This is a genomic window from Streptomyces sp. NPDC020983 (assembly GCF_044333485.1).
Classification (GTDB): domain Bacteria; phylum Actinomycetota; class Actinomycetes; order Streptomycetales; family Streptomycetaceae; genus Actinacidiphila.
This window is the reverse complement of sequence record NZ_JBIRRA010000004.1, coordinates 191626-218562: the sequence shown is the minus strand read 5'-3', so window position 1 is coordinate 218562 and position 26937 is coordinate 191626. Positions and strand designations below refer to the sequence as shown.

Genomic DNA, 26937 nt, shown 5'->3' with positions numbered 1-26937 from the left:
CCACAGGCCGTCAGGGTTGTCCTACGGCGGCCATACTTTTCAAGATTTTTTCAGCTGACGTGCGCCGCGTACCGCTCGGCGATCTCCGCGACGACCTCGGCCCCCTCCCGCTCCCACAGCTCCGGGTTGAAGATCTCCACCTCGACGGCGCCCCGGTAGCCCGCCGCGTCCACCGTCTCCCGCCACCCGCGCAGGTCGATGCACCCGTCGCCGAGCTGGCCGCGCCCCAGGAGCACCCCCTCCGGAAGCGGGGTGACCCAGTCGGCGAGCTGGAAGGCCGCGATCCTGCCGCCCTCCCCGGCGCGCCGGGCCTGCGCCGGCGCCCGGTCGTCCCACCACAGGTGGTAGGTGTCCACGACGACGCCGACCTGCTCGGGGGGGAAGCGCTCGGCGATCTCCAGCGCCTGGCCGAGCGTGGAGACCACGCACCGGTCGGACGCGAACATCGGGTGCAGCGGTTCGATCGCCAGCCGCACACCGCGCTCCCCGGCGTAAGGGGCGAGTTCCGCGAGCGCGTCGGCCACCCGCTCGCGCGCGGCCGCGATGTCGCGGTCGCCGGCCGGGAGGCCCCCGGACACCAGCACGAGTGTGCCGGTGCCCAGAGCGGCGGCCTCGTCGATCGCGGCACGGTTGTCGTCCAGCGCCCCGGCGCGCAGCCCGGGGTCCGTCGCGGTGAAGAAGCCCCCGCGGCACAGCGAGGTCACCGTCAGCCCGCTGTCGCGCATCAGGCGGGCGGCGCGTTCCACGCCGTACTCCTGCACGGGGGCCCGCCACAGCCCGACCTTGCCGATGCCGGCGGCCCGGCAGCCCTCGGCCAGGTCGGGCAGCGACCACTGCCTGACGGTCTCCTGGTTGATGCTCAGCCGCGTCAGGTCGTACGGCTCGGCCCGTCCGGTGTCGGTCATGCGTCCACTCCGTGCAGGGTCAGCAGCCGGCGCATCCGGTCCTCGGCGAGTGCGGGGTCGGGGAAGAGCCCGACGCGGTCGGCGAGTTCGTACGCGCGCGCCAGATGCGGCAGCGAGCGCGCCGACTGCAGCCCACCGACCATGGTGAAGTGCTGCTGGTGGCCGGCCAGCCAGGCGAGGAGGACCACGCCCGTCTTGTAGAAGCGCGTCGGGGCGCAGAACAGGTGCCGCGACAGCTCGACGGTGGGGTCCAGGATCCGGCGGAAGCCGCTCGTGTCCCCGGTGTCCAGGACGCTCACCGCCGCGGAGGCCAGCGGCGCCAGCGGGTCGAAGATCCCCAGCAGCGCGTGGCTGAAGCCCTGCTCGTCCCCCGCGATCAGTCCGGGGTAGTTGAAGTCGTCGCCGGTGTAGCAGCGCACCCCGCCGGGAAGCCTGCGGCGCAGCTCCACCTCGCGCCGTGCGTCCAGCAGCGAGATCTTCACGCCGTCGACCTTGTCCGGGTGCGCCGCGACGACCTCCAGGAAGGTCCCGGTGGCCGCGTCCAGGTCGCCGCTGCCCCAGTAGCCGTCGAGCGCCGGATCGAACATCGGCCCGAGCCAGTGCAGGATCACCGGCTCGGCGGCCTGCCGCAGCAGGTGCCCGTAGACCCGCAGGTAGTCCTCCGGGCCCTTCGCGACGGCCGCCAGCGCCCGCGAGGCCATCAGCACGGCCTGTGCTCCGGCGGCCTCGACGAGCGCGAGCTGCTCCTCGTACGCCGCCGTCACCTCGGCGAGGGTCGGGGTGGGGCCGGTCAGCTGGTCGGTGCCGACCCCGCAGGCGATCCGGCCGCCCACCGATCGCGCCTCGGCCGCGGAGCGGCGGATCAGCTCGGCCGCCCCGGCCCAGTCCAGGCCCATACCGCGCTGGGCGGTGTCCATGGCCTCCGCGACACCGAGGCCGTGCGCCCACAGGTGGCGCCGGAAGGCGAGCGTCGCGTCCCAGTCCACCGCCGCCGGGGCGTCCGCCGCGGCCCGCAGCGGATCGGCCACCACATGGGCCGCCGAATAGACGACGCGGCTGCGCAGGGGCGGATCGGCGGCCACGGCCACGGCTTCCGCGCGGGGCACGTAGCGGCGGGTCCTTCCCGACTCGTCGGGCAGCTCGATGCTCACAGGGACAGCTCCGGCACGTCGAGCCGGCGGCCCTCCGCGGAGGACCGCAGGCCGAGTTCGGCGAGCTGGACACCTCGCGCGCCGGCCAGCAGGTCCCAGCGCCAGGGCTCGTCGAGGACCACATGGCGCAGGAAGAGCTCCCACTGCGCCTTGAAGCCGTTGCCGAAGTCGGCGTTGTCGGGGACCTCCTGCCACTGGTCGCGGAAGACCTCGGTGGCGGGCAGGTCGGGGTTCCACACCGGCTTGGGGGTGGCGGACCGGTGCTGGACGCGGCAGTTGCGGAGACCCGCCACGGCCGAACCGTGGGTGCCGTCGACCTGGAACTCCACCAGTTCGTCCCGGTTGACGCGCACGGCCCAGGAGGAGTTGATCTGCGCGACGGCTCCGCCTTCGAGCTCGAAGATGCCGTAGGCGGCGTCGTCGGCGGTGGCGTCGTACGGCTTGCCGCGCTCGTCCCAGCGCTGCGGGACGTGGGTGGTGGTGAGCGCCTGCACCGTGCGCACCCGGCCGAAGATCTCGTGCAGGACGTAGTCCCAGTGCGGGAACATGTCCGCGGTGATGCCGCCGCCGTCCTCCGTGCGGTAGTTCCACGACGGGCGCTGCGCGCTCTGCCAGTCGCCCTCGAAGACCCAGTAGCCGAACTCGCCGCGGACGGAGAGGATCCGGCCGAAGAAGCCCCCGTCGACGAGCCGTTTGAGCTTCAGCAGGCCGGGGAGGAAGATCTTGTCCTGGACGACACCGTGCTTGACGCCCGCTTCCTCCGCGAGCCTGGCCAGCTCCAGTGCGCCGTCCAGCGACGTGGCGGTGGGCTTCTCGCAGTAGATGTGCTTGCCGGCCGCGATGGCCTGCTTGACCGCGCCCTCACGCGCGGAGGTCACCTGGGCGTCGAAGTAGATCTCGACCGACGGGTCGGCCAGTACCGCGTCCAGGTCCGTCGTCCAGTGCTCGAGCCCGTGCCGCTCGGCGATGGCGCGCAGCGCGTGCTCCCGCCGGCCGACGAGGACGGGTTCCGGCCACAGTGTGGTGCCGTCGCCCAGATCCAGCCCTCCCTGCTCGCGCAGGCTGAGGAGCGAGCGGACCAAGTGCTGCCGGTATCCCATGCGTCCGGTGACGCCGTTCATGGCGATCCGCACAGTCCTGCGTGTCACGTGGGGTCCTCTTCTCGGTGGTTCGGCGGGCCCGGCCGGTGCGGAGCCCACGGCGGCAACTGATGGCGAGCGCCGCAGCAAGGCGTACAGCAAGCGCTTTCTTTCGGTCTCACGCTAACCCGCGAGTCCCGTTTCGAGCAAGGGTCGCCACACGCCGAGAAAGCGCTTGCTGCGGCTCTGATGTGCACTCCCGATGACGCCCGGGCTGCGGGGATGAGAGCATGACCGGCGGGACCGCGCGCTCGCGCACACGGCGCACACGGCCGGTCACCACCGACGCGCCCGGCCGGCGCCGAGGACCGGAAGACGGAGGACGGCAGCGAGATGGCAGTGACTCTGGCCGATGTCGCGGCACGCGCCGGGGTGTCGTCCGCCACGGTCTCCCGGGTGCTCAACGGCAACTACCCGGTGGCCGGAAGCACCCGCGAGCGGGTGCAGCGCGCGGTGGCCGAGCTGGACTACGTGGTCAACGGCCAGGCGCGCGCGCTGGCCGCCGCCACCTCCGACCTCGTGGGCGTGCTCGTCAACGACGTCGCCGACCCCTTCTTCGGGATCATCGCCAGCGCGCTCCAGGCCGAGGTCGGAGTGAGCGCGGCCGAGCCGGGCGGCAAACTGACCGTCGTGTGCAACACCGGCGGATCGCCGGAGGCCGAACTCACCTACCTCACCCTGCTGGAGCGCCAGCGGGCCGCGGGCGTCGTCCTCACCGGCGGCGCCGTGGACAGCACGGCGCACACCGACTCCGTCAGCGCCCGCCTCGCGCGCCTGGCCGCGTCCGGCACCCGCATCGTGCTGTGCGGACGCCCGCCGCTCACCCTCCCGGGCGAGACGGCGCCGCTGACCACCCTCGCCTTCGACAACTTCGGCGGGGCGCGGCGCCTGACGGAGCATCTGCTCTCGCTGGGCCACCGCCGCATCGGGTACGTGACGGGCCCCGCGGAACGCAGCACCACCGGTGACCGGCTGGCCGGTCACCGCGCGGCGCTCGCCGCCCAGGGACTCGGGCCGCACCACCGGGCGGCCGGCGGGCCCGCCGGTGCCGGAAAGCCGGAGACCGCGGACGACCTGCTGACCGTGCACGGCGGTTACGACCGGAACGCGGGCTACGACGCGACCCTCGAACTGCTCCGCCGCAACGCGGACGTCACCGCGATCGTCGCGGCCAACGACACCGTCGCGCTCGGCGTCTGCGCCGCGCTGCGCGACCGGGGCCTGCGCATCCCGGCGGACGTGTCGGTCGCCGGCTTCGACGACCTGCCCTTCAGCGCCGACGCCTCGCCCGCGCTGACCACGGTCCGCATCCCGCTCCAGGAGGCGGGCGCGCGGGCCGGCCGGCTCGTGATGGGACGGCTCGCGCCCCCGCCCGGCGGGGTGACCACGATCGGGACCGAGCTGATGGTCCGCGGGTCGACCGCACCCCCTGCCGCCGGGCGCGCCTGAAAGTTGTCCACAGGCCGCCGAGGCCCCTTCCTCCGGGGTCTCGCACGGGCATACCTTTGACTCAGTCAAGGTTCGGCCGGTCGCACACCGGCCGGCTCAACGGCAGGACGGGGGACAGATCATGGCCGTCAGGGAGATCCGCGAGTTCAACCGCTTCTACACCAACCTCATCGGCGCGCTCGACTACAGCCGCCACCTGCACACGCCCTTCACTCTCACCGAGGCGCGCGTGCTGTACGAGCTGGCGCACGCACCGCGCACCGACGCCGCCGACCTGCGGCTCGAACTGTCGCTGGACGCCGGGTACCTCAGCCGGATGCTCGGCCGCTTCGAGGAGCAGCGGCTCGTCACCCGCGGCCCGTCCGCCGAGGACGCCAGGAGGCAGCGGATAGAGCTGACCGAGGAGGGCCGGAAGGCCGCGGGACTGCTGGAGGAGCGGTCGCAGGAAGCCGTGGCGACGCTGGTCGACCGGATGGCGCCGGAAGACCGCCAGCGGCTGGCCGAGGCCATGCGGACGGTACGGGAGATCCTCCGGGACAGCGCCAGGACCCCGGCGGAAGGCCGGGTCACGCTGCGCGGGCCCCGCCCCGGTGACCTGGGATGGGTCGTGGAGCGCAACGCGGCGGTCTACGCCGAGGAGTTCGGGTGGAACGAGGGCTACGAAACGCTGGTCGCACGCATCGTCGCGGATTTCGCCGAGACGCGGGACCCGGCGTGCGAGGCCGTGTGGATAGCCGAACTCGACGGGCGGCGCGCCGGCTGCGTCTTCTGCGTACGCGACGACGCTCCCGCCACGGCGCGGCTGCGGCTGCTGCTCGTCGACCCGTCGGCGCGCGGCCACGGCATAGGCAGGCGGCTCGTCGACGAGTGCGTGGCCTTCGCCCGTTCGGCGCAGTACCGCGACATGGTTCTGTGGACGAACGACGTGCTCGGCCATGCCCGCTCGATCTACCAGCGGGCCGGATTCCGGCTCGTCCGGGAGCAGCCGCACCACAGCTTCGGCAAGGATCTCGTCGGCCAGGACTGGCATCTCGCCCTCTAGGGGTACCACCCGCCGGGCCGCCGCCGCGCGCCGCGCACCCGGCCGACGCCGCCTGAACACGGTTGACCAGGCCGGATCGGGTGCCTAGTGTCCGGCCAATGAGATTCGCGTTCTCCACCCTCGGTGTTCCCGAACTGCCCGTCGACGAGGTCGCCCGGCTTGCCGCGGACAACGGCTTCCACGGCGTCGAACTGCGCGCGAGCCCCGAGGGCCCGGTGCACACCGGCCTGTCCGCGGATCAGAGAGCCGAGGTGGCCGCGGTGTTCAGCGGGGCCGGTGTCGAGATCCTCACGGTGGCCGGGTACGCCAAGGTGGCCGCCGCCGGGGACGACCAGCCGGTGCTGGACGAGATCGCCGCGGGCGTGGCCCTGGCCCACGACCTCGGGGCCCCGTTCCTTCGGGTCTTCCCGGGGGGTGAGGGCGTGCCCTCCGAGGAGGCGGACGCGCTGGCCGCCCGGCGGCTCGCGGCGGCGGCTCCGGCCGCGGCGGACCGGGGCGTCAGGGTGCTGCTGGAGACCCACGACTCGCATCGCGCCGGGGCGGACGTCGCACGCGTGGTGGGGCGGGTCGGGCACACGGGCGCCGGCGCGCTCTGGGACGTCATGCACACCTGGCTCGCGGGAGAGCAGCCCGCGGCGAGCTTCGCGGCCCTGGCTCCGTACCTGGGGTACCTCCAGGTCAAGGACATCGCCTCGGCGGACGACACCGCCCCGCTGCCGCTGGGCGCCGGTGTGCTGCCGCTCGCGGAGACGGTCGAGGTGCTCAGCCGGGCCGAGTGGGACGGCTGGCTGTGCTGGGAGTACGAGAAGCGGTGGTATCCGGGGGCCCCGGAGCTGCCGGCGCTGCTGGGGGCCGGGCGGGAGCACCTGGACCGGCTGCTGACGGAGTCGGCCTGACCTACGAGTGGCCACGGCGCCCGGCGCGCGGGGCGGGGAGCGGAGGAAGGGCGCATGCTCGATCTGGGGCGGTTGAAGGCGCTGCACGCGGTGCACGCGCACGGCTCCATCGGTGCCGCGGCGACCGCGCTGGGGTACACGCCCTCTGCGGTGTCGCAGCAGATCTCGAAGCTGGAGCGGGAGACGCGGACGATCCTGCTCGAGCGGCAGGGCCGCGGGGTGACGCTGACGGACGCGGCGCAGATGCTGGTCGCGACGGCCGAGCGGTTGATGGCGATCGTGGAGCAGGCGGAGGTGGCGCTGGAGGAGCAGCGGGGCAAGCCGTCGGGGCGGCTGACGCTGGCGGCGTTCCCCACGGCGGCCTGCGGGCTGCTGCCGGGCGTACTGGCGGAGCTGGCGGCGACGTGCCCCGCGCTCGAGCTGCGGCTCGTGGAGGTGGACGCCCACCTGTCGGTGGATCTGGTGGCGCGCGGCGTGGTGGACCTGTCGGTGGCCCACGACTGGGACATCGCGCCGCTGCCGGCGCCCGAGGGCGTGGAGCGCTGCGTCATCGGTCACGACTCGTGCGACGTGCTGGTGCCCGCGGGGCACCGGCTGGCGGGACGGGAGCGGCTGGTGCGGTCCGACGTGGCGGCCGAACGGTGGATCTGCCAGCCGCCGGGCTCGGTCTGCCACGACTGGCTGGTGCGGACGCTGCGGGAGGCCGGCAGGGAGCCGGACATGGCCTTCCAGGTGGGCGAGTACGGCACGCAGGTGGCGCTGGTGGCGGCGGGGCTCGGCATCGCGCTGGTGCCCCGGCTCGGGCGCGGGGCGATACCCGAGGGGGTGCGGGTGCTGCCGCTGGAGCCCGCACCCGTGCGGCGGCTCTACGCCCTGTGGCGGCAGGGCGCCGCGCGCAGGCCGTCGATCGAGGTGGCGGTGGCCACGCTGCGCGCCCACTGGCCCACGGCTGCCTGAACCGCCGGAGGGCGGAACCGGTGGGGTGGGCGGCCCGTCCCACCGGCATGACGGTGACGACGACTTCGCGCAGGGCGGCGGCGGCCGTGGTGCTGGCGGTGGCTTTCGCCCTGGTGGGCGGCGGGTGCGGGACGCAGGCCGCTTCCGGCGGCCGGAAGGACGCACCGGGGAGGCCGGCGAGCGCCTCCCGCACGGCGGGTGACGGGGCGTCCGTGGGCCAGGTGGTCTTCTTCACCCCGGCTCCCCGCGGCCCCCTGGACGGCCACGAGGTGCTCGGCAGCCGGGCCGGCGCCGAGCGGTACGCCGCGGCCTTCACCGACGCCCAGGACCGGGTGCGGCTCACCGCCGTGGCGCGGGGCACGGATTTCACCCGGCAGGTGCTGGTCGGCTGGACGCGGCCGACCGGGTGCAGCACGGCCACCGCGGCGGCGCTGCGCCTGGCGGGCGGCCGGCTGGAGCTGCACGTCAGCCAGCCCGAGCCGCTGCCGGAGTGCGTGGTGGCCTTCCGGGTCTCGGTGGTCTTCCGGGTGCCGCGTGAGCGCATGCCGGCGCGGCCGGAGTTCGCCTGACGGCGTGTCGGGCACGGCGGGCGGCGGGCGGCCGTCCGGAGGACCTGGGGCGGGAGTTCGGCCAGGCCATTGACTGGCGAAAACTTCCACGCTATCCGTGTACACCTGCAAATTTCCTTCAGCGCGTTCCTCCTCCGTCAGAAGGAGTTCGTCGTGCACCATCACCCGTCCCGCCGTTCCCTGCTCACAGCGGCCGCGGCCGGCTCCGCCGTCCTGGCCGGCGCGGCCCCCGCGGCCGCGGCCGGCGGCCGCTCCGCGCTCAGCAGCGCGCAGCGCCGTACGATCCGTTCCCTCATCCAGCGCATGAGTGTGGAGGAGAAGGTCGGCCAGCTGTTCGTGATGCGGGTCTACGGGGCCTCGGCCACCGAGCCCGACCCCGCGGACGCGGCCGCCAACCGGAAAGAGATCGGCGTCGCCACCGGCGCGGAACTGCTGGCGAAATACCACGTCGGCGGCATCATCTACTTCGCCTGGGCCCACAACACGCAGAATCCGCACCAGATCGCCGACCTGTCCAACGGTCTCCAGCGCGCGGCGCTCTCGCAGGGCACCCCCGTGCCGCTGCTGATCTCCACCGACCAGGAGCAGGGCGCGGTGGCACGCATCGGCGCGCCCGCCACGCTCTTCGGCGGCGGCATGGCGCTGGGCGCCGACGGGAGCCCCGCGGACGCCCGCACGGCGGCGCGGGTGATCGGCACCGAGCTCGCCGCCATGGGCGTCAACCAGAACTACTCCCCCGTCTCGGACGTGAACATCAATCCGGCGAACCCGGTGATCGGCGTGCGCTCCTTCGGCGCCGACCCCGCCGCCGTCTCCGCGCTCGCCGCCGCCCAGGTGCGGGGCTACCAGAGCGCCGGTATCGCCTCGACCGCCAAGCACTTCCCCGGCCACGGCGACACCGGAACCGACAGCCACTTCTCGCTGCCCGTCATCACCCACACGCTGGAGCAGTGGCAGACCACCGACGCCCCGCCCTTCCGCGCCGCCATTGCGGCGGGCATCGACTCGATCATGACCGCGCACATCCTGGTGCCCGCCCTGGACAACTCCGGCGACCCGGCGACGCTCTCGCACCCGATCCTGACCGGCGTCCTGCGCGAGCAGCTCGGCTACGACGGGGTGGTGGTCACCGACGCGCTCGACATGGCGGGGGTGCGGGAGAAGTACGGCGACGACCGGGTGCCGGTCCTCGCGCTCAAGGCGGGCGCCGACCAGCTGCTCAACCCGCCGCTGCTGGACGTCGCCTACCGCGGGGTCCTCGACGCCGTGGCCTCGGGCGAACTGACGGAGGAGCGGCTGGCGGTCTCGCTGGAGCGCATCCTGGCCCTCAAGCTGCGCCTGGGCCTCTTCCGCGATCCGTACGTCAGCCACGCCGGGGTCGACCGGGCGGTCGGCACCCGGTCCCATCTCGCGACCGCCGACCGCATCACCGACCGCGGCATCACCCTGCTCGGCAACGACGCGGGCGTGCTGCCGCTGCGCCGCCGCTCGCACCGCGACCTGCTGGTGGTCGGCGCCGACCCGGCGGCGCCCTCGGGCACCGGCGGACCGCCCACCGCCGTCCTCGCGCGGGCCCTGTCCGACCTCGGCCATCCCGCACAGGCGCTGTCCACCGGCACCGCGCCGGGGCAGGCGCTGATCGAGCAGGCCGTGGCCGCGGCCGCCGGCAAGGACGCGGTGGTGGTGTGCACCTACAACGTGACGGGCGCCTCGGCCGCGCAGATCGCGCTCGTCGCGGCCCTCGCCGCCACCTCGGTGCCCGTCGTGCAGGTGGCCATCCGCAACCCCTACGACATCGCTTACCTGCCGCCGGTGGCGGCGTCGCTCGCCACCTACGGCTGGACGGACGTGTCGATGCGCGCGGTGGCGCGGGTCATCGCCGGCAAGGCGTCACCGGCCGGCCGGCTGCCGGTCGCGGTGCCGCGTGCGGACGACCCGGCCACACCGCTGCTCCCGATCGGCTACGGCCTGGACTACTGAGCCGCCACGCGGCGGCACGGCCCCGTGGTGCGGGCGGACGGCCGGTCAGGCCGCCGCCCGCACCTCACCGGTGAAGGTCCGCCACAGCTCGGCGTAGCGCCCGCCGCGGGCCAGCAGCGCCTCGTGCGGCCCGTCCTCGACGACCCGCCCGTGGTCCAGGACGACGACCCGGTCGGCGCGCGCGGCCGTACTCAGCCGGTGGGCGACCACCAGCGTCGTCCGGCGCGTCGCCAGCCGGTCGGCGGCCTGGTTGACCAGGGCCTCGGACGCGAGGTCGAGCGCCGCGGTGGCCTCGTCCAGCAGCAGGATCGCCGGGTCGACCAGCTCGGCGCGGGCCAGCGCGATCAGCTGCCGCTGCCCCGCGGACAGGTTCCGCCCGCGCTCGGCGACCTGGTGCAGGTAGCCGCCGTCCAGGGTGGCGATCATCGCGTCCGCACCCACCGCCCGCGCCGCGGCCTCGACCTCGGCGTCGGTGGCGTCCATCCGGCCGTACGCGATGGCGTCGCGGACCGTCCCCGGGAAGAGGTACGGCTCCTGGGGGACGACGCCGAGCTGCCGGCGGTAGCCGGTGAGGTCGAGCTCGCGCACGTCGTGGCCGTCCACGAGAACGGCGCCTCCGGTCGGGTCGTAGAACCTGGCGACCATCTTGACCAGCGTCGACTTGCCCGCGCCCGTCTCGCCGACGAAGGCGACGGTCTGGCCCGCCGGTATGCGCAGGTCGATCCCCGAGAGTGCCTCGCTCCCGTCCGCCTGCGGCCCGCCGTAGCGGAAGTGCAGGTCGCGGAAGGCGATCTCGCCGCGCAGCGGCCCGACCTGCCGCGGCGCGGCGGCGGCAGGGGTGCTCGTGGGCTCGCGGAGCAGCTCCCCGATCCGGCCGAGCGACACCGAGGCCTGCTGGTAGCCGTCGAAGACCTGGGAGAGCTGCTGCACCGGGGAGAAGAAGAGGTCGATGTAGAGCAGGTACGCCACCAGGGCGCCCGCGGTCAGCGTGCCCGAGCCGACCCGGTGCGCGCCCACGATCAGGACCAGCGCCGCGGCCACGCTGGACAGCAGCTGCACGAAGGGGAAGTAGACGGAGATCAGGAACTGGCCGTGCACCCGCGCCTGGCGGTACTCGGCGCTGCGCCGCGCGAAACGCTGGGCGCCGCCCCGCTCGCCCCGGAAGGCCTGCACCACGCGCAGCCCGGCGACGTGCTCCTGCAGGTCGGCGTTGACGACCGCGACCCGCTCGCGGGCCAGCTCGTAGGCGCGGACCGACGTCCGGCGGAAGGCCCACGTGCCGACGATCAGCAGGGGCAGCGTGGCGAAGACCAGCAGGGCCAGCTCGACGTCGATGAGGAGCAGCGCGACCAGGATGCCGCCGAAGGTGAGCACGCTGACCAGCGCGGTCACCAGGCCCGTCTGCAGGAACGTGGACAGCGCGTCGACGTCGGTCGTCATCCGCGTCATGATCCGGCCGGTCAGCTCGCGCTCGTAGTAGTCCAGGCCCAGCCGGTGCAGGTGCGCGAAGATCTTGAGCCGCAGCGTGTAGAGCACCCGCTCCCCGGTGCGGCCGGTCAGCAGCGCGGAACCCCATTCGGCGGCCCACTGCGCCAGCACCAGCCCGAGGCCGAGCAGCGACGCGGCCCACACCGCGCCCAGCGCCTGGCGGCGCACACCCGCGTCGATCCCGTGCCGGATCAGCACCGGCAGCAGCAGCCCGGCGAGGGCGTCGACCGCCACCAGCAGCAGGCTCACCAGCAGCGGGGAGCGGAAGCCGCGCAGCAGGGCGCGCAGGCCGAAGGACCCGTCGGCGGCCCGCGCCTGCTCCTCGTCGACCTGCGGGGTGTCGAGGGCGGGCGGCAGCGCGGCCACCTTGGCCAGCAGCTCCGGCGTGGCGGGCATGCCGGCGAGGGCGCCCGCCATCGCGCCGGGGCCGCCACCGGGCCGGGCCGCGGCAGCCGCTGCACGCGGCGCGCCGGGAGCGTCCGGATCCTCCTCCGGACGGCGCCGGTCCGCCGGCCACAGCTCGGGCGTCACCCCGGCGGGCGCGTCCGCGGCGGCCGGGACGTCCTCGGCGGCCGCCGCGTCCTCGTGGCCGAGGGCGGCGACGGGGTCGATGTCGACGACGTCGGCGCCGAGGGCGTCCGGGTCGGTCAGCAGCGCGCGGTAGAGGGCGCTGCGCTCCTGCAGCTCCTCGTGCGTGCCGATGTCGGACAGCCGCCCGGAGTCGAGGACGGCGATGCGGTCGGCGAGGGCCAGGGTGGAGCGCCGGTGGGCGATGAGCAGGGTCGTGCGGCCGCGCATCACCTCGCGCAGCGCGTCGAAGATCTCGGCCTCGACCCGGGCGTCGACGGCGGAGGTCGCGTCGTCGAGCAGCAGCAGCCCCGGGTCGGTGAGGATCGCCCGGGCCAGGGCGACGCGCTGGCGCTGGCCGCCGGACAGGGTGAGGCCCTGCTCGCCGACCACGGTGTCGTAACCGTCCGGGAGGGCGCTGATGAAGTCGTGCGCCTGGGCGGCCCGGGTCGCGGCGAGGATCTGCTCCTCGGTCGCCTCGGGGTGGCCGTAGGCGATGTTGGCGCGCACGGTGTCGGAGAACAGGAAGCTGTCCTCGGGCACCATGCCGATGCGCGACCGCAGCGACTCGAAGGTCAGCTCCCGTACATCGACGCCGCCGACGCGCACCGCCCCGCCGGTGACGTCGTAGAAGCGGGGCAGCAGCAGCGACACGGTGGACTTGCCCGAGCCCGATGCGCCGACGACGGCGACCGTCTCGCCGGGGGCGATGCGGAGGTCGAAGCCGTCCAGGACCGGGCGCTCGGCGCTGTAGCCGAAGGTGACGTGGTCGAACTCGACGGTGGCGGGCGCCTCCGCGGGCAGCTCCCCGGTGCCCTCCTCCATGGTGGGCTCGGTGTCGATCAGCTCGAAGACCCGCTCGACGCCCGCCCTGGCCTGCTGGCCGACCGTCAGCACCATCGTGAGCATCCGGACCGGCCCGGTGAGCTGCGCCAGGTAGGTGGAGAAGGCGACGAACGTGCCGAGCGTGATCTGGCCCCGGGTGGCCATCCAGCCGCCGAGCGCGAGCATGCCGATCTGCCCGAGCGAGGGGACCGCCTGCAGGGCCGGGGTGTAGCGGGCGCTGAGCCGGACCGTACGCAGCCGGCCGGCGAAGAGCCTGCGGCTGACCTCCGTCAGCTTGCCCATCTCCTGCTGCTCCTGGCCGAAGCCCTTGACCACCCGCACACCGGTGACGGAGCCGTCGACGATCCCCGCGACCGCGCCCGCCTGTCCCTGGGCGTACCAGGTGGCGGGGAAGAGCCGGTGGCGCGAGCGGTTGGCGATGATCCACAGTGCCGGCGCGACGGCCAGCGCCACCAGGGTCAGCAGCGGGGACAGCACCAGCATGACCACGAGCGACAGCAGGAAGAGCAGCAGGTTGCCGATCACCATGGGCAGCATGAAGAGCAGGCCCTGGATGAGCTGGAGGTCACTCGTGGCCCGGCCGACGACCTGCCCGGTGCTCAGCTCGTCCTGGCGCCTGCCGTCCAGCTTCATGATCGAGCCGAACATCTCGGTCCGCAGGTCGTGCTGCACGTCCAGCGCGAGCCGGCCGCCGTAGTAGCGGCGCAAGTACGTCAGCCCGTAGACCACGACCGCCGCCGCGACCAGGGCGAACGCCCACGGGGCGAGCGGCTTGTCGTGCTTGACGATCACGTCGTCGATGATCAGCCGCGGGACGAGCGGCACCAGCGCGGTGACCGCCATGCCGAGCAGCGAGGCCCCGAGCGACAGCAGGACGCTGCGCCTGTACCGCCAGCAGTACGCGGACAGCCGGCGGAGCCATCCCTGCCCCGTGCCGTCCTCCGCCGCTGTCATCGGCTTCGCCGTCGTCACGCCGTCCTCCCACCGTTCCGTCCGTCCACCCCGCGAATCCAACACGTCCCGCCGCGCATTTCATCCTCCCGCAACAGAACCAACGACCAAGGTCGCACAGGAGTGCGACCTTGGTCGTAATCCCTTCGAGTGATTCCGGACAGCGTGCGAGCGGGCGCCGGCGCGGTCGGTCAGGAGGCGTCGCGGCCCGCGGCGATCTGCCGGGCCATGATCGTGGTGAGCTCGTAGGCGGTGTGGGAGGCCGCGACCGAGGTGATCTCGGCGTGGTCGTAGGCAGGGGCGACCTCGACGACGTCCGCCGAGACCAGCGTGCAGTCCGCGATCCCGCGCAGGATCTCCAGCAGCTCGCGCGAGGTCAGACCGCCGGCCTCGGGGGTGCCGGTGCCGGGTGCGTGGGCGGGGTCGAGGACGTCGATGTCGATCGAGACGTACAGCGGGCGGTCGCCGATCCGCTCCCTGAGCTGCTGCGCCACCTCGTCGACACCGCGCCTCATGACGTCGGCCGACGTCACGATGCCGAAGCCCATCCGCTCGTCGTCGTCCAGGTCGCGGCGCCCGTACAGCGGGCCGCGCGTGCCGACGTGGCAGAGGGCCGAGGTGTCGAGCAGGCCCTCCTCGACCGCCCGGCGGAAAGGCGTCCCGTGGGTGTACGGGGCACCGAAGTAGGTGTCCCAGGTGTCCAGGTGCGCGTCGAAGTGCAGCAGCGCGACCGGACCGTGGCGGCCGGCGACGGCCCGCAGCAGCGGCAGCGCGATGGTGTGGTCGCCGCCGAGCGTCATCAGCCGGGCTCCCGTGCCCAGCAGCTCGTCGGCGCCCGCCTGCACGCCCTCCACCGCCTCGGCGATGTCGAAGGGGTTGACGGGGATGTCGCCGGCGTCGGCGACCTGGGCGAGCGCGAAGGGCGACGCGTCCTGCGCGGGGTTGTAGGGCCGCAGCAGGCGGGAGGCCTCGCGGATCGCGTTGCCGCCGAAGCGCGCCCCGGGACGGTAGGAGACCCCGCTGTCGAACGGGACGCCGACGACGGCGATGTCGGCGCCGCCCACCTCGTCCAGCCGGGGGAGCCGGGCGAAGGTCGCCGGGCCTGCGAAGCGCGGGGTGCGCGAGGAGTCGACGGGGCCGCGCGGCTGTGCGCTGCTCATGCTGACTGCCTTTCTGCGTGCAGGGCGCACGCGGTGCGGGTCCCGGCGACCGTACGCCGCCGCGGGAGGTCCCCGAGTTGTACGTTCCCGCGGAACGGGGCCCTCTATTACGCCTCGGCGTCGATCCACAGGACATCGCACGGGCGAGCCGCGGGGCGCGACAATGTCCCCATGCCCAAGCATTCCGGCGCCGCCGCGCCCACCCGCCGCGCCCTCGTCTCCCACCTGATACGCACCCGGATAGCCGGGGACGTCGCCACGAGCCGGGAGAACAACCTCGACCACTACCGCGAGCTGGCGCAGGGCAACCGCTACTACTGGTTCGGCCTGGACCTCGGGGACCGCTGGACGGACCGGTCCGCCGTCCTGGAGCTGATGGCGGAGCGCTGCGGCGTGGTGGCCGACGCCGGACACATCGTCGGGCAGGACACGATCGACCCCGAGCTGACGGTCGACGGCCTGGACCGGATGGCGGTCGCGCTGCACAAGGCGGCGGAGAACCGCTCCCGGGTGCTGCTGGCCACCGGCCACCCGGCGGGGCTGTACGAGGTCCACCACACGCTGGGCCGGGCGCTGCGGGCGGCGGGCTGCACCCTGGTCCTGCCCGCCGACCGGCTCTACGCCGACGGGGGCGAGGTCCGGCACATCGGGTCGGTCGCGATGCTGCACCGGGCCGGCGGCCTGGTGCACACCCACTCCCCCGACCCGATGCGCGAGATCCTGACGGGGCTGGAGCGCCAGGGCGAGGCACCGCCCGATCTGGTGGTCGCCGACCACGGCTGGGCGGGCTGCGCGGGTTCCCGCGGCATCGACACGGTCGGTTTCGCCGACAGCAACGACCCGGCCCTCTTCGTGGGCGAGGCCGAGGGAAAAGTCCTGGTGACGGTCCCGCTGGACGACAACGTGCCGCCGCACCTGTACGCGCCGATGACGGCGTACCTGCTGGCGCAGGCCGGGCTCCCGCAGCCCGTCTGAGGCCCCGCGGCCCTCCGCGCGGACCTGACGCCTCCCCGATCCCTCGTTACGATCTGTGAAGGAGGGTGAGGAAGGCAGGCGGCAGCGTGGTGAATGTAGCGATCGTCGACGACGAAGCGCTGGTCAGGGCCGCCCTGCGGAGCATCCTCGAATCCTCCGGTGACATCCGCGTCGTCGCCGACTGTGACGGCCACCAGGCGCTGGACACGATCGCCGCGGTACGCCCCGACCTCGTGCTCCTCGACGCCGTGATGCCCGCGCCCCACGACGGCCTGAGCGTGCTGCGCGCGCTGCGGTCGCTGCCGGAACCGCCGGCCGTGGCCATGCTGACCGCCTTCGACACCAGCGCGCACCTGCGGGCCGCCATGGCGCTGGGGGCCGGCGGCTTCCTGCTCAAGGACACCGCGGTCGGCACCCTGATCGACGCCGTGCGCATCCTCGCCTCCGGGGGCACGGTCTTCACCCCGACCGTGGGGCGGGCCGTCGTCGACGGCTTCCTCGGCGCCCCGGGCACGGAACCGGGCGGGGCGGACGAGGGGCCCGACGCCGCCGTGGGCGCTCTCACCGGGCGGGAGCGGGACGTGCTGGCACTGCTCGCCGCGGGCGAGCCCAACGCGGGGATCGCGGCGGAGCTGCGCATCTCCGTGGGCACGGTGAAGGACCACGTCCGCGCGGTGCTGCGGAAACTGGGCGCCCCCAACCGGGTGGCCGCCGCGGTGATCGCGCACCAGGCGGGGCTGGCGCGGCCTCCGGGGCGCAGGTGAGATTCCGCGCCACGGCCCCCGACGCGGCGCTGCTGGCCCTGTCCGCGACCGAGGTGTGGGCCACCCGGTCCTTCGGCGGGCCCGTCGCGCTGGCCTTCGCCTGCCTCGGCACGGCGGCTCTTCCTTTGCGCCGCCGTTTCCCCCTGACGGCGTACACGGCGACGCTGCCCGCCCTCGCGCTCGGCTACATCTGGTTCTCGCCGATGGGCACCCTCTACGAGATCTCGGCGGGCGGAGCGGCACGTGTCCGCCGCCTACTGCCGCGCCGTACGCGCCGCCCGGCGGCGGACGGGTGGCTGTCCGGCCGGGCCCTGCTGATCGGCGGCTGCGCGCTGGTCGCCACGGTGGTGAACCTGGTGCCCTGGCCCTTCCGCGAGCCGGTCGCCTGGTCGCTGTCCGACACGATCCTCGCGGTCATGCTGTCCGCGCTGCTGGCCGTGGCACCGACGGCGCTCGGGCTGCTGGCCTCGTCCCGCCGCGAGCTGACCCGGCGGCTGGCGGAGCTGGCGGCCAGCAGGGAGCGGGAGCACGCGCTCGCGGCGGAGCAGGCGGTGGTGCGCGAGCGGGCGCGGCTGGCCCGCGAGATGCACGACACCGTCGCCCACCACATCAGCCTGATCGCGGTGCAGTCCGGTGCGCTGGAGGCGACGGCGAAGGGACCGCAGGCCCAGGCCGCCGCGGGCGCCGTACGCCGGCTGAGCCGGGACGCGCTGGACGAGCTGCGCACGATGGTCGGCCTGCTCCGGCTGCCCGCCGCCACGGCGCAGGAGCTGGCCGCGGGCCCGGGTCTGGCCGGGATCCCCGCGCTCGTCGCGGCGGCGGGGCCGTGGACGCACGGGGAGGTGTCCGCGGAGGCGGAGGGGGTGGACGGCCAGCCGCCGGCCGAGGTGCAGCAGGCCGCCTACCGCATCGTGCAGGAGGCCCTGACCAACGTGCGCAAGCACGCTCCGGGCGCGCGCACCGGGGTACGGGTGCGGCGCCACGGCGACGAACTGCTGGTGGAGGTGCGCAACGGCCCGGGCACCCAGCCGCCGCCCGCACTCCCCTCCGGCGGCCACGGCCTTTCCGGTCTGCGCGAGCGCGCGGTCCAGCTCGGGGGGCGGTTCGAGGCGCGGCCGGTGCCGTCGGGCGGCTTCCTGGTGCGGGCCAGGCTGCCCCTCCTCCCGGGCGGCCGGACGGAGTGAGCCGCGGAGCGGCCGTCAGGGTCAGGCCCGGGGGATGCGGACCAGGCCTTCCTGGATGACCGAGACGGCGAGGCGGCCGTCCTGCGTCCAGATCCGGGCCGAGGCCAGCCCGCGGCCGCCGGAGGCGGAAGGGCTGTGCTGGTCGTAGAGCAGCCACTCGTCGGCGCGGAAGGGCCGGTGGAACCACATGGCGTGGTCCAGGCTCGCGCCGACGACGTCCCCCACCGCCCATCCCCCGCGCCCGTGTGCGAGCAGCACGGAATCCAGCAGCGTCATGTCGGACACGTAGGTCGCGAGGCACACGTGCAGCAGCGGGTCGTCGGCGAGCTTGCCGCGGGTGCGGAACCAGACCTGGGAGCGCGGCTCGCGCGCCGTGCCGGCGGTCAGGAACGGCGGGTCCTCGACGTAGCGCAGGTCGACGGCCGCCCGTGCCTCCAGCAGCCGGTCGACGACCCTGGGGTCGGGGAACTTGTCGGCGTGGGCGGGCAGCAGCTCCGCCGCGTCCGGCAGCGACTCCGGATCGGGCGCCTGCGGCATCGGCTCCTGGTGCTCCAGCCCCTCCTCCGCCGCCTGGAACGAGGCCGACAGGTGGAAGATCGGCTGGCCGTGCTGGATCGCGACGACCCGCCGGGTGGTGAAGGAGCGGCCGTCGCGAATCCGGTCGACCTGGTAGACGATCGGCGCGCCGGGGTCGCCCGGCCGCAGGAAGTACGCGTGCAGGGAGTGCGCCCCGCGGTCCGCGGGGACGGTGCGCCCGGCGGCGACGAGGGCCTGCGCGGCGACCTGGCCGCCGAAGACCCGCGGCACGACCGCCGGACGGCTGACACCGCGGAAGATGTCCTGCTCGATCGGTTCGAGATCGAGCAGGGCCAGCAGTGCTTCCAGGGGCTCGTTCAGTTCGCTCACAGGCCCATCGACTTGGCGATGATCGTCTTCATGACCTCGCTGGTGCCGCCGTAGATGCGGTTGACGCGGTTGTCGGCGTACAGGCGCGCGATCGGGTACTCGTTCATGTAACCGTACCCGCCGTGGAGCTGCAGGCAGCGGTCGATCACCCGCGCGGCGACCTCGGTGCAGAACAGCTTCGCGGACGCCGCGTCCGCCGCCGTCAGCTCGCGCACGTCGTGGGCGTCGAGGGCGCGGTCGACGACGGCCTGGGCGGCGTCCACCTCGGCCTGGCAGGCGGCCAGCTCGAACTTGGTGTTCTGGAACGACGCGACGGACTGGCCGAAGACCGTGCGGTCCTGGACGTACGCCTTGGTGAAACGGATCGCGGCGGCGGCCTGCGCGTAGGCCCCGACCGCGATGGCCAGCCGCTCCTGGGGCAGGTTCTGGCCGAGGTAGGAGAAGCCCTTGCCCTCCTCGCCCAGCAGGTCCTCCAGCGGGATCCTCACGTCGGTGAAGGACAGCTCGGCGGTGTCGGAGGTCTTCAGGCCGAGCTTGTCGAGCTTGCGGCCGACCGCGTAGCCGGGGGACCTGGTGTCGACGACGAAGAGCGAGATGCCCGCGCGGCGATCCTCCTTCGTCGCCGGCGCGGTGCGCGCGCAGACGATGACGCGGTCGGCGTGGACGCCGCCGGTGATGAAGGTCTTGGCGCCGTTGAGCACGTAGTGGCTGCCGTCGTCGGCGAGCCTGGCGGTGGTCTTCATGCCGGCCAGGTCGGAGCCCGTGCCCGGCTCGGTCATCGCGATGGCGAACATCGTCTCGCCGCTCGCGAAGCCCGGCAGCCAGCGCTTCTTCTGCTCCTCGGTGGCGTAGGCCATCACGTAGGGCAGGCACAGGCCGGTGTGGACGCTGCTGCCGCCGAAACTGACCCCGGCGCGGGCGCACTCCTCGGTGATGACGGCCTGGAACTTGAAGCTCTTCTCGCCGGCGCCGCCGAACTCCTCGGGCACCTCGATACCGAAGACGCCCAGCTCGCCGAGCTTGCGGTAGAAGTCGCGCGGCGCCTGGCCGGCGGCCAGCCACTCGTCGTAGACCGGGACGACCTCGGCCTCGATGAAGGCGCGTATGGTCTCGCGGAATGCTTCGTGGTCCTCGTTGAACACCGTACGACGCACAGCGCGCCTCCCGTCGGCGAGTGGTGACGACTGAACTGGCTGACCCGCCCGCGATCCCGCGCCGCTTCGCAGGGGAACGGCGGAAGGAATAAGCAAGCGCTCAGTAAGTTACCCGCCAGTCCTGCGCGCTGTCCAGGGCGGCCAGGGCCCCGAGGGCGAGCTTGCGGAGCAGTTCGGACATGCCCGCACGGCTCGCGAGGACGGCCTGGGCGCCGAGGTGGGGCGTCGAGTTCAGCAGGCCGAAGACGGCGTGGACGGCCGCCCGGACCTCACGCTCCGTGGCGTCCGGATGGACCGCGCCCACGACCCCCACCCAGACCTCCACGTACTGGCGCTGGAGCTGGCGGACGAGCTTGCGGTCGGACTCGCGCAGCCGGTCCAGCTCGCGGTCGTGCAGGGTGATCAGCGGCCGGTCGTCGATCGCGAAGTCGATGTGCCCGCGGATCAGCGCGTTCAGCGCCTGCTCCGGACCGGCGGCCTCGGCGACCCGGCGCCGGCCGGCGGTCAGCAGCCGGCCGCTGATCCCGACCAGCAGCTCGGCGAGCATCGCGTCCTTGCCCGCGAAGTGCCGGTAGAGCCCGGGGCCGCTGATACCGACCGCGGCGCCTATCTCGTCCACCCCCACGCCGTGGAAGCCGCGCTCGGCGAAGAGCCGTGCGGCCTCCCTGAGGATCTGGTCCCGCCGGCTGAGCGCCGCATTCGTCGAGTTCATGAGGTCGAGTCTAGACAATCCGGTTAGCGAGCGTTAACGTAGGGTCATCAAGTTAACGACCGCTAACACCTCGCTCGTGGCCCGGGGGGCAGAACCATGGCAGCACCCGTCCTCACCAGCGCCGCGGATCCGGCATCCGAGGCGTTTCGCACCAACACGGCAGCCCACACCGCGCTCTCCGCACGCCTGCGCGACACGCTCGCGGCCGCGCGCCTGGGGGGCGGGGAGCGGGCCAGGGCCCGACACACCGCGCGGGGGAAACTCCTGCCCAGGGACCGGGTGGACGGGCTGCTCGACCCCGGCTCACCTTTCCTGGAGCTGGCGCCGCTGGCCGCGGAGGGGATGTACGACGGGCAGGCGCCCGCCGCCGGGGTGATCGCGGGGATCGGCCGGGTGGCCGGGCGCGAGGTCGTGGTGGTGGCCAACGACGCGACGGTCAAGGGCGGCACCTACTACCCCATGACGGTCAAGAAGCACCTGCGCGCCCAGGAGGTCGCCCTCGACAACCGGCTGCCCTGCGTCTACCTGGTCGACTCCGGCGGCGCCTTCCTCCCGCGGCAGGACGAGGTCTTCCCCGACCGCGACCACTTCGGCCGGATCTTCTACAACCAGGCCACCATGTCCGCCCGCGGGATCCCTCAGATCGCGGCGGTCCTCGGCTCGTGCACTGCGGGCGGCGCCTACGTCCCGGCGATGAGCGACGAGGCGGTGATCGTCCGGGGGCAGGGCACGATCTTCCTGGGCGGGCCGCCGCTGGTGAAGGCCGCCACCGGTGAGGTCGTCACCGCCGAGGAGCTGGGCGGCGGCGAGGTGCACTCCCGGATCTCCGGGGTCACCGACCACCTCGCCGAGGACGACGCGCACGCGCTGAGCATCGTGCGGGACATCGTCGGGACCCTCCCCGCGCGCGGCGCCGCCCCCTGGACGCTGCGGCCGGCCGAGCCGCCGGCCGTGGATCCCGCCGGCCTCTACGGGGTGGTGCCGGTCGACTCCCGCACCCCCTACGACGTGCGCGAGGTGATCGCCCGGCTGATCGACGGCAGCCGGTTCGCCGAGTTCAAGGCGGAGTACGGGACGACCCTGGTCACCGGCTTCGCCCACCTGGCGGGCCACCCGGTGGGGATCGTGGCGAACAACGGCATCCTCTTCGGCGAATCGGCCCTGAAGGGCGCGCACTTCATCCAGCTGTGCGACCAGCGCGGCATCCCCCTGCTCTTCCTGCAGAACATCTCCGGCTTCATGGTCGGCCGGCAGTACGAGGCGGGCGGCATCGCCAAGCACGGCGCCAAGATGGTCACGGCGGTGGCCTGCGCGCGGGTCCCCAAGCTCACCGTGGTGATCGGCGGATCGTACGGGGCGGGCAACTACTCGATGTGCGGCCGGGCGTACAGCCCGCGCTTCCTGTGGATGTGGCCCAACGCCAAGATCTCGGTGATGGGCGGCGAGCAGGCGGCGTCCGTCCTCGCGACGGTCAAGCGCGACCAGCTCGCCGCGAAGGGCGAGAAGTGGAGCGAGGAGGACGAGGAGGCCTTCAAGAAACCCGTGCGCGAGCAGTACGAGACGCAGGGAAACGCCTACTACGCCACCGCCAGGCTCTGGGACGACGGGGTGATCGACCCGCTGGAGACGCGCACGGTGCTGGGCCTGGCGCTCACCGCCTGCGCGAACGCGCCACTGCCCGCCGCCGATCCCGCCGCGCCCGGCTACGGCGTCTTCCGGATGTGAGGCCGAGATGAGCACAGTCGATTCCACCGCCGGTCACGGCCGCGCGGAGCACGCCGGATCCGTCACCTTCGGCACCGTGCTGGTCGCCAACCGGGGCGAGATCGCCGTCCGGATCATCCGCACGCTGCGCGAGCTGGGGATGCGCTCGGCCGCCGCCTTCACCGCGGCGGACGCCGGGGCGCGGCACGTGCGTGAGGCCGACACCGCGGTCCGGGTGGAGAGCTATCTGTCCGCCTCCGACCTGGTGCGCGCGGCGCTGGCCGCCGGGGCCGAGGCGGTGCACCCCGGCTACGGGTTCCTCGCGGAGAACGCCGCCTTCGCCCGGGCCTGCGCCGAGGCGGGGCTGGTCTTCGTGGGACCGCCCGCCGACGCGATCGAGCTGATGGGCGACAAGATCCGGGCGAAGGAGACGGTGCGGGCGGCCGGGGTGCCGGTGGTGCCCGGAAGCCACGGCAGCGGCCTGACCGACGCCGAGCTGGCCGAGGCCGCGCGGGAGATCGGCATGCCGGTGCTGCTGAAGCCGTCCGCGGGCGGCGGCGGCAAGGGCATGCGGCTGGTGCGGGACGCGGCGCTGCTGGCCGACGAGATCGCGGCGGCCCGGCGGGAGGCGCGCGGTTCCTTCGGCGACGACACGCTCCTGGTGGAGCGCTGGATCGACCGGCCGCGGCACATCGAGATCCAGGTGCTGGCCGACGGGCACGGCGCGGTCGTACATCTGGGCGAGCGTGAGTGCTCCCTCCAGCGGCGGCACCAGAAGGTCGTCGAGGAGGCGCCCTCGGTGCTGCTGGACGCGGCGACCAGGGCGGCGATGGGCGAGGCCGCGGTGCAGGCGGCCCGGTCCTGCGGCTACACGGGTGCGGGGACGGTGGAGTTCATCGTGCCGGGCGCCGATCCGTCGGCCTACTACTTCATGGAGATGAACACCCGGCTCCAGGTGGAACACCCGGTCACGGAGCTGGTGACGGGGCTGGACCTGGTGGCCTGGCAGCTGCGGGTGGCCGCGGGCGAGCGGCTGGACCTCGCGCAGGAGGACGTGACGCTCACCGGGCACGCGGTGGAGGCGCGGCTGTGCGCGGAGACGGCGCGTCCGGCGGACGGCCGGGTCGACTTCCTGCCCTCGGCAGGACGGGTCCTGGCGCTGCACGAGCCGGTGGGAAGGCCCGGGGTGCGGGTGGATTCGGGGCTCGCGGAGGGCACGGAGGTGGGCACGGCCTACGACCCGATGCTGGCCAAGGTCATCGCGCACGGCCCGGACCGGGAGACGGCGCTGCGGCGGCTGCGGGCCGCGCTCGCGGAGACGACGGTGCTGGGCCTGGACACCAACGCCGGTTTCCTGCGGCGGCTGCTCGGCCATCCGGCGGTGGTGGCGGGGGATCTGGACACCGGGTTGATCGACCGGGAGGCGGCCGCGCTGGTGCCGTCCGGGGTGCCGGAGGAGGTGTACGCGGTGGCGGCGCTGCTGCGCCACGAGGCCCTGGTGCCACCGACCGGCCCGGAGGGGTGGACGGACCCCTTCTCGGTGCCCAGCGGCTGGCGGCTCGGCGGCGAGAGTGCCTGGACGGTGCACCGTCTGCGGGTGCCGGGCCGCGATCCGGTGGAGGTGCGGGTCCGTCCGGGCGAGGTGCGGATCGGCGACGGGCCCGCGGTGCCGGCGCGCGTCACGGCCGACGGCCCGCGGGTGCGGCTGGAGCTCGCGGAGCGGATCGTGACCTTCTCCCGTGCGGGCGAGTGGCTGGGCAGGGAGGGCGACAGCTGGCGGGTACGGCCGTACGACCCGGTGGCGGAGGCGCTGCGGGGCGCGGCGCTGGGTGCGGGCGGCGGGGCGCTGACGGCACCGATGCCGGGGACGGTCACGGTGGTGAAAGCCGCCAAGGGCGACGACGTGGTGGCGGGCCAGAGCCTGCTGGTGGTGGAGGCGATGAAGATGGAGCACGTGATCACCGCACCGCACGACGGCACGGTGGCCGAGATCGACGTCGCCGTGGGCACGGCGGTGGCCATGGACCAGGTGCTCGCCGTCGTGACCCCCACGGGCCAGGGGCGGGACCCCGGTGACGCGGGGGGCCCGGCGGCGGGGGACGCGGCGGCCGGGGGTGCGGCGTGAGGGCGGCGGACGCGGCCGCCGGTGGCGGCCCCGTGGCGGCGGGCGGCGGAGCGGAGCCGTCCCGGGAGGCGGGCCCGGGCGGGGCCGGGGTGCTGGAGCTGGGGCTGCCGATGGCGGTGCCGGCGCCCGGACTGCCGCGGAGGGTGCGTATCCACGAGGTGGGGGCGCGGGACGGGCTGCAGAACGAGAAGGCGGTGGTCCCGACCGCGGTGAAGGCGGAGTTCGTCCACCGGCTCGCGGACGCGGGGCTGGGGACGGTCGAGGCGACGAGTTTCGTACGGCCCAGCTGGGTGCCCCAACTGGCCGACGCCGCCGAGCTGATGCCGCTGCTGGCCGATCTGGCGGAGCGGGATCCGGCGGTGCGGCTGCCGGTGCTGGTGCCCAACGAGCGGGGCCTGGAGCGGGCGCTCGATCTGGGGGTGCGGGAGATCGCGGTTTTCGGCAGCGCCACGGAGTCCTTCGCGCGGGCCAATCTGAACCGCACGGTGGCGCAGTCGCTGGCGATGTTCGAGCCGGTGGTGGCACGGGCCCGGAAGGAAGGGCTCGCGGTGCGCGGCTACCTGTCGATGTGCTTCGGCGATCCGTGGGAGGGCCCGGTGCCGCCGGGGCAGGTCGCCGCGGTGGCCCGGCAGCTGTACGCGATGGGCTGCACGGAGCTGAGCCTCGGCGACACGATCGGGGTGGCGACGCCCGGCCAGGTGACGGCGCTGCTGGACGAGTTGACGGGCGCCGGGGGCCCCGGCGCGACCGGCGGCGGAGCGGAGGGGCCCGGCGGGCGCCCGGGGGCGGACGGAGCGGTTCCGGTGGAGCGGCTGGCCGTGCACTTCCACGACACCTACGGGCAGGCGCTGGCCAACACACTGGCCGCCCTCCAGCGGGGGGTGACCGTGGTGGACGCCTCGGCCGGCGGGCTCGGCGGCTGCCCGTACGCCAGGAGCGCCACCGGCAATCTCGCCACCGAAGACCTGGTGTGGATGCTGCACGGGCTCGGCATCGACACCGGGGTCGACCTCGACCGCCTCAGCGCCACAAGCGTCTGGATGGCGGAGCAGCTGGGACGGCCGAGCCCGTCCCGTACCGTCCGCGCCCTCACCCACCGGGAGCAGTAGCCATGGCCATCGACCACCGACTGTCCGACGAGTACGAGGAACTGCGCGGCACCGTCGCGGAGTTCGCCCGCGAGGTGATCGCACCGGCGATCGGCGACTTCTACGAGAAGGAGGAGTTCCCGTACGAGATCGTGCGGGAGATGGGACGGATGGGCCTGTTCGGGCTGCCCTTCCCCGAGGAGTACGGCGGGATGGGCGGGGACTACTTCGCGCTGTGCCTGGCGCTGGAGGAGATCGCCCGGGTGGACTCGTCGGTCGCGATCACGCTGGAGGCCGGGGTGTCGCTGGGGGCGATGCCGATCTTCCGGTTCGGCACCGAGGAGCAGAAGCGGGAGTGGCTGCCCAAGCTGTGCTCGGGCGAGATGCTCGGCGCCTTCGGCCTGACCGAGCCGGACTTCGGGTCGGACGCGGGCGGCACGCGCACCACCGCCCGGCTCGACGAGAGCACCGACCAGTGGGTGATCAACGGCACGAAGAGCTTCATCACCAACTCGGGCACCGACATCACCGGACTGGTGACGGTGACCGCGGTGACGGGGCGGACGGAGGACGGCCGGCCGCTGATCTCCTCGATCATCGTGCCCTCGGGCACGCCGGGCTTCACGGTGTCGAAGAAGTACAGCAAGGTCGGGTGGAACGCCTCGGACACCCGGGAGCTGTCCTTCACCGACTGCCGGGTGCCGGCCGCGAATCTGCTCGGCGAGCAGGGGCGCGGCTACGCGCAGTTCCTGCGCATCCTCGACGAGGGGCGGATCGCGATCTCCGCGCTGGCGACGGGACTGGCGCAGGGCTGCGTCGACGAATCGCTGGCGTACGCCCGGACGCGGGAGGCCTTCGGACGGCCGATCGGCGCCAACCAGGCCATCCAGTTCAAGCTCGCCGACATGGAGATGCGCGCGCACACCGCGCGGCTCGCGTGGCGGGACGCGGCGTCCCGGCTGGTGCACGGCGAGCCGTTCAAGAAGGAGGCCGCGCTCGCCAAGCTGCACTCCTCCGAGGTGGCGGTCACCAACGCCCGCGAGGGCACCCAGATCCACGGCGGCTACGGCTTCATGAACGACTATCCGGTGGCGCGTATGTGGCGGGACGCCAAGATCCTGGAGATCGGCGAGGGCACGAGCGAGGTGCAGCGGATGCTGATCGCGAGGGAGCTGGGACTCACCGGCTGACCTCGGGCCCGCGCGCACCGGGCCGGGGGCAGCAC

21 protein-coding genes are annotated in these 26937 nt (G+C 73.9%); 13 read left to right on the top strand and 8 right to left on the bottom strand.

Annotation, left to right across the window (positions count from 1 at the left end):
• Nucleotides 1-50 precede the first annotated feature (50 nt).
• Genes ACH4SE_RS10055 through ACH4SE_RS10045 form a run of 3 tightly spaced genes read right to left on the bottom strand, consistent with a single transcriptional unit; the run spans nucleotide 51 to nucleotide 3204 of the window.
• Nucleotides 51-905: a sugar phosphate isomerase/epimerase family protein gene (locus tag ACH4SE_RS10055; protein ID WP_398542845.1), complete on the bottom strand. Its 855-nt coding sequence runs from the start codon at nucleotides 903-905 to the stop codon at nucleotides 51-53.
• Nucleotides 902-2056 carry a dihydrodipicolinate synthase family protein gene (locus tag ACH4SE_RS10050; protein ID WP_398542844.1) on the bottom strand — a complete coding sequence of 385 codons (1155 nt, stop codon included), beginning with the start codon at nucleotides 2054-2056 and terminating at the stop codon, nucleotides 902-904. Before ACH4SE_RS10050 ends, ACH4SE_RS10055 begins: the two co-directional genes overlap by 4 nt.
• Nucleotides 2053-3204 (bottom strand): Gfo/Idh/MocA family protein, encoded by a 1152-nt coding sequence (locus ACH4SE_RS10045; protein WP_398542843.1) that lies wholly within the window; start codon nucleotides 3202-3204, stop codon nucleotides 2053-2055. Before ACH4SE_RS10045 ends, ACH4SE_RS10050 begins: the two co-directional genes overlap by 4 nt.
• Before the next feature lie 324 nt (nucleotides 3205-3528).
• Here ACH4SE_RS10045 and ACH4SE_RS10040 point away from each other — a divergent pair, with 324 nt between their 5' ends.
• The 6 genes from ACH4SE_RS10040 to ACH4SE_RS10015 all read left to right on the top strand — a co-directional run bounded on the left by ACH4SE_RS10040 (nucleotide 3529) and on the right by ACH4SE_RS10015 (nucleotide 10088).
• Entirely contained in the window at nucleotides 3529-4644 is a 1116-nt protein-coding gene (locus tag ACH4SE_RS10040; protein WP_398542842.1) for a LacI family DNA-binding transcriptional regulator, read from the top strand.
• 121 nt (nucleotides 4645-4765) lie between these two features.
• A complete protein-coding gene (locus ACH4SE_RS10035; RefSeq protein ID WP_398542841.1) occupies nucleotides 4766-5686 on the top strand; it encodes a GNAT family N-acetyltransferase in 921 nt (306 codons plus the stop codon).
• A 98-nt stretch (nucleotides 5687-5784) separates the two neighbouring features.
• Nucleotides 5785-6582 carry a sugar phosphate isomerase/epimerase family protein gene (locus ACH4SE_RS10030; protein ID WP_398542840.1) on the top strand — a complete coding sequence of 266 codons (798 nt, stop codon included), beginning with the start codon at nucleotides 5785-5787 and terminating at the stop codon, nucleotides 6580-6582.
• 54 nt (nucleotides 6583-6636) lie between these two features.
• Nucleotides 6637-7539, top strand: coding sequence for a LysR substrate-binding domain-containing protein (locus ACH4SE_RS10025; protein WP_398542839.1), 903 nt, complete (start codon nucleotides 6637-6639; stop codon nucleotides 7537-7539).
• 53 nt (nucleotides 7540-7592) lie between these two features.
• Nucleotides 7593-8108 (top strand): hypothetical protein, encoded by a 516-nt coding sequence (locus tag ACH4SE_RS10020; protein WP_398542838.1) that lies wholly within the window; start codon nucleotides 7593-7595, stop codon nucleotides 8106-8108.
• A 153-nt stretch (nucleotides 8109-8261) separates the two neighbouring features.
• Entirely contained in the window at nucleotides 8262-10088 is a 1827-nt protein-coding gene (locus ACH4SE_RS10015) for a glycoside hydrolase family 3 protein (protein ID WP_398542837.1), read from the top strand.
• A 45-nt stretch (nucleotides 10089-10133) separates the two neighbouring features.
• Here ACH4SE_RS10015 and ACH4SE_RS10010 read toward each other — a convergent pair whose 3' ends face one another.
• Both ACH4SE_RS10010 and speB read right to left on the bottom strand, forming a co-directional pair.
• Nucleotides 10134-13943: an ABC transporter ATP-binding protein gene (locus tag ACH4SE_RS10010; protein ID WP_398543191.1), complete on the bottom strand. Its 3810-nt coding sequence runs from the start codon at nucleotides 13941-13943 to the stop codon at nucleotides 10134-10136.
• 188 nt (nucleotides 13944-14131) lie between these two features.
• On the bottom strand, nucleotides 14132-15100 hold the full coding sequence (speB, locus tag ACH4SE_RS10005; protein ID WP_398542836.1) for an agmatinase: 969 nt from the start codon (nucleotides 15098-15100) through the stop codon (nucleotides 14132-14134).
• A gap of 171 nt (nucleotides 15101-15271) precedes the next feature.
• Here speB and ACH4SE_RS10000 point away from each other — a divergent pair, with 171 nt between their 5' ends.
• From ACH4SE_RS10000 to ACH4SE_RS09990, 3 genes are all read left to right on the top strand, one after another.
• Entirely contained in the window at nucleotides 15272-16075 is an 804-nt protein-coding gene (locus ACH4SE_RS10000) for a phosphatase (protein WP_398542835.1), read from the top strand.
• 65 nt (nucleotides 16076-16140) lie between these two features.
• Nucleotides 16141-16839 (top strand): response regulator, encoded by a 699-nt coding sequence (locus tag ACH4SE_RS09995; protein ID WP_398542834.1) that lies wholly within the window; start codon nucleotides 16141-16143, stop codon nucleotides 16837-16839.
• Nucleotides 16836-18023, top strand: coding sequence for a sensor histidine kinase (locus tag ACH4SE_RS09990; protein WP_398542833.1), 1188 nt, complete (start codon nucleotides 16836-16838; stop codon nucleotides 18021-18023). Before ACH4SE_RS09995 ends, ACH4SE_RS09990 begins: the two co-directional genes overlap by 4 nt.
• Nucleotides 18024-18044: 21 nt before the next feature.
• Here ACH4SE_RS09990 and tesB read toward each other — a convergent pair whose 3' ends face one another.
• The 3 genes from tesB to ACH4SE_RS09975 all read right to left on the bottom strand — a co-directional run bounded on the left by tesB (nucleotide 18045) and on the right by ACH4SE_RS09975 (nucleotide 20795).
• Nucleotides 18045-18920, bottom strand: coding sequence for an acyl-CoA thioesterase II (gene tesB / locus ACH4SE_RS09985; RefSeq protein ID WP_398543190.1), 876 nt, complete (start codon nucleotides 18918-18920; stop codon nucleotides 18045-18047).
• A 5-nt stretch (nucleotides 18921-18925) separates the two neighbouring features.
• On the bottom strand, nucleotides 18926-20083 hold the full coding sequence (locus tag ACH4SE_RS09980) for an acyl-CoA dehydrogenase family protein (RefSeq protein WP_398542832.1): 1158 nt from the start codon (nucleotides 20081-20083) through the stop codon (nucleotides 18926-18928).
• Between the two features lie 100 nt (nucleotides 20084-20183).
• Nucleotides 20184-20795 (bottom strand): TetR/AcrR family transcriptional regulator, encoded by a 612-nt coding sequence (locus tag ACH4SE_RS09975; RefSeq protein ID WP_398542831.1) that lies wholly within the window; start codon nucleotides 20793-20795, stop codon nucleotides 20184-20186.
• A gap of 96 nt (nucleotides 20796-20891) precedes the next feature.
• Here ACH4SE_RS09975 and ACH4SE_RS09970 point away from each other — a divergent pair, with 96 nt between their 5' ends.
• The 4 genes from ACH4SE_RS09970 to ACH4SE_RS09955 all read left to right on the top strand — a co-directional run bounded on the left by ACH4SE_RS09970 (nucleotide 20892) and on the right by ACH4SE_RS09955 (nucleotide 26902).
• Nucleotides 20892-22520: a carboxyl transferase domain-containing protein gene (locus ACH4SE_RS09970; RefSeq protein WP_398542830.1), complete on the top strand. Its 1629-nt coding sequence runs from the start codon at nucleotides 20892-20894 to the stop codon at nucleotides 22518-22520.
• Between the two features lie 7 nt (nucleotides 22521-22527).
• On the top strand, nucleotides 22528-24624 hold the full coding sequence (locus ACH4SE_RS09965; RefSeq protein WP_398542829.1) for an acetyl/propionyl/methylcrotonyl-CoA carboxylase subunit alpha: 2097 nt from the start codon (nucleotides 22528-22530) through the stop codon (nucleotides 24622-24624).
• A gap of 110 nt (nucleotides 24625-24734) precedes the next feature.
• Nucleotides 24735-25733 (top strand): hydroxymethylglutaryl-CoA lyase, encoded by a 999-nt coding sequence (locus tag ACH4SE_RS09960; RefSeq protein ID WP_398543189.1) that lies wholly within the window; start codon nucleotides 24735-24737, stop codon nucleotides 25731-25733.
• A gap of 8 nt (nucleotides 25734-25741) precedes the next feature.
• Nucleotides 25742-26902 carry an acyl-CoA dehydrogenase family protein gene (locus tag ACH4SE_RS09955; RefSeq protein WP_398543188.1) on the top strand — a complete coding sequence of 387 codons (1161 nt, stop codon included), beginning with the start codon at nucleotides 25742-25744 and terminating at the stop codon, nucleotides 26900-26902.
• The last annotated feature ends 35 nt before the right edge of the window (nucleotides 26903-26937 follow it).